Annotated in this window: 2 protein-coding genes; both read left to right on the top strand. The window is 57.8% G+C overall.

Going from position 1 to position 3,140, the window contains the following annotated elements:
- The coding region (locus VGE80_RS04425) for a hypothetical protein (RefSeq protein WP_440591810.1) at positions 1–394 on the top strand (394 nt) is incomplete at its 5' end.
- A gap of 902 nt (positions 395–1,296) precedes the next feature.
- Positions 1,297–3,140 (top strand): ThuA domain-containing protein (locus tag VGE80_RS04420; protein ID WP_440591809.1); only part of this gene is annotated, 1,844 nt, incomplete at its 3' end.

Genomic DNA, 3,140 nt, shown 5'->3' with positions numbered 1-3,140 from the left:
TCTCGGTTTGGGGACTCCCGGTTCGCGCACCGAGACAGCAATTCCGTGGGGCGTAGGACACGGGGACACTGTCCAGTGTCACGACTCGCTTTTCATTTTCGGCCTGTACTTTGGATTGAGGTTCGGCGGCGTTACAAGGGTTTGTGTCGATTCGGTAACCCTGCCGAGGGACCGTCAGGACTACTTTGGTGGAGTCGGTTCGATCTGGCCCGATGTAGCCCTGTCGTTCCGCGACAGGAGGGCCGAACTGGGAGTGGACTTGGGAGCGGGGGAGACCACAGGGGGCGGGGGAGACCACATGCTCTCAGTTTGGTGCGGAGCAGACATTGGGGCGAAGTTGCGTTGTGCAGGCAGTCCCGCTGTCCCACGAGACTGGTTGTTCGCTCTTCGTTGATTCCCGAGTCTGATTCCAGAGGTTTGGATGTTTGGGCTCGCGATGTGGCTGATTGTTGCTGACACTGCTTTTGACGGTCAGTCTGCTGCCGGATAGGGAGAAAGAGGAACGAGGTGGTCGGGCCGCAGAGCCGCACCGAATAGGTCTGATGGTGATGTGAGGGGTGCCGTCTGTCCATACTTACTGGCCAATCGACGTTTCTTGATCCGCAGCAAGACTGGATTAGCACCAGGACGATTTGGAGGAGGATGCGGACGGTGACAGCAGCAGCGACGGCGACCGTTCGGCAGCCAGCGGGAAGTTGCGAGGGAAGTTGCGAGGGAAGTGAGAGACAGGTGAGTCAGGAATCGGAGTTTGATGCGTGGACGGGACTTGTGATGGCAAGAGGAGGGTTCAGACACAGTGGTGGGACGCCGCAGCAACGCCAGATGGCGGTGCTGGCATTCGGATGAATTGTGGTGAAAGCCGAAGCCGTTTGAGGGAGACGGGCTGGCCAGCTGGCCAGCTGGCCAGATTTGGCCAGCCGGTTGGCCAGTCCCATGTGCCGCAACGATCAGGGTTTAAGCAGTTTTCGTGTGACTGGCCCGGGTGGCCAGCGGATTCCGGGAAGCGGCCGAGCCTTCCATTCACAGAACTTAATCTAGACCATCAGGGGGGCGGTGGCTGCCTCTGATGCTATGCACCCCGATAGCCCGGCGCGTCGGTCTACCGGTGCTACCTGGAGGGGCTCGGCCGCTCGCTGAAATTGACGTCTGATCTGTTGTTCCCATTCACGATTGTTGCGAGGCCTCTGCGGGAAATAGAAGCCACCGACGGCGCTACGCATCGTCTTTCGCTGGTATTTCGATGATGTTCCCATCAGACTGCATTGATGTTCTGGTTGAAGGTATCCGGAGATTCTCATGCGTGTCGTTTTGCGATTCCTGGTGGGGTGGATCTGTTTTGCAGGGGTTGCCGGCCTGACGCTGGCCGATGAGGCGACCACAATCCGGCTGAACCTGCGGAATCGGGTTGAAGTGGCACCCAAGTTAAAACGCTGGCATACCGTGACCACTCCGACGGACTGGAATCCCCGGAAGACGGCCATTGTCGTCTGTGATATGTGGGATCAGCACTGGTGTCCCGAGTCGACCACGCGTGTGGCGGAAATGGCACCTCACATGAATGAGGTGATTCAGGCAGCCCGGTCCCTGGGGGTGTTCATCATCCACTGTCCCAGTGACACGATGGACTTCTACAAGGATACGCCGCAGCGGAAGCGGGCTCAGGACGCGCCGAGGGTGGAAACGAAGCGACCGCTTGAGCGGTGGTGCAAGATTGATTTGACCCGAGAAGCACCGCTGCCGATCGATGACAGCGACGGAGGGTGCGACTGTGCTGAACCGGTCAAAAATTATCGTGCCTGGTCGCGTCAGATTGCGGACATCGAGATTCACGCCGACGACGCGATCACCGATTCTGACGAGGCCTATCGCCTGATGCGGAGCCGGGGAATCGAGAATGTGATTGTCATGGGGGTACACACCAACATGTGTGTGCTTGGGCGTCCCTTTTCGATTCGGCAGATGGTCTATCAGGGGATGAACGTGGTGCTCATGCGGGACATGACTGACACCATGTACAACCCGGCGATGAAGCCTTTCGTCAGCCACTTTTCCGGCACGGATCTGGTTGTTGAGCACATCGAGAAATACTGGTGTCCCACGATCACCAGCAGCGACTTTCTGGGAAAGATCCCGTTTCGATTCGGGGCCGACAAGCGGCCTCATGTCGTGATTCTTGCGGCAGAGGACGAATATCGGACCGAAGAGACTCTGCCGATATTTGCTGGCAAGTATCTGCAGAAAGATTTTCGCGTCAGCTTCGTCTTCAACGATTTCTTCAATAAGTTCGATCTACCGGGCATCGATCAGGTGGATGATGCCGATGTCCTGCTGGTCAGTGTCCGTCGTCGGCCGCTGCCGCCAGCGCAATTGGAGTTCATCCGGAAGTACGTGTCAGCCGGTAAGCCGGTCGTCGGGATTCGCACGGCCAGTCACGCGTTTTCGCTCCGCAGCGGGGTCGCCGATACGAGTGATTCTCAGGTTCAGCTAGAGGCCTGGCCTGAATTTGATCGCGAAGTGATCGGTGGCAACTATCAAGGGCATACCGCGAACGAGTCCAAAAGCCTGATTCAGATTCCGGAGGGGGTGACGCATCCGATCCTGACCGGTCTACCGACCGACGAATTTCCCAGCGCTGGAACGCTCTACTTGAATTCTCCCCTGCCGAAGGACTCAATGGAACTTCTACGAGGCCGGGTGGAAGGGCTTGAGAAACAGGAACCGGTCGCCTGGACGTTTAAACGGCAGGATGGGGGCCGCACGTTTTACACGTCGCTGGGTCACAAAGACGATTTTGGTCTACCTGTGTTTCAGCGGTTGTTGCTGAACGCCATCTGCTGGGCTGCGGATATCGCCGTTCCGACCGACGATCAATTTGCGGCTGCCGGTGTCGCTCAGCAGGGACCCGAAGACGTTCCCTCTCCCTGGGTCTCATTTACCGTCCCTGGTTTGTGGGAAAAGCAGCCGGGACTTGAGAGCTATGATGGTTTTGCCTGGTTCCGTTGCGAGGTCAAGATTCCTGAAACCTGGGCGGGGCGAGGAGCGTTTCTGCTTGTTGAGAACGTCGATAATTCCTGTGAAAGCTTTGTGAACGGGGTCAAGGTCGGCGTGAGTGGCGGGCTTCCTCCCAAGTACACGAATGG

Source organism: Schlesneria sp., assembly GCF_036405755.1.
GTDB classification, from domain to species: Bacteria; Planctomycetota; Planctomycetia; order Planctomycetales; family Planctomycetaceae; genus Schlesneria; species Schlesneria sphaerica.
Note: the sequence above shows the minus strand (reverse complement) of the source record. Positions and strands in the feature narration are given on the sequence as shown.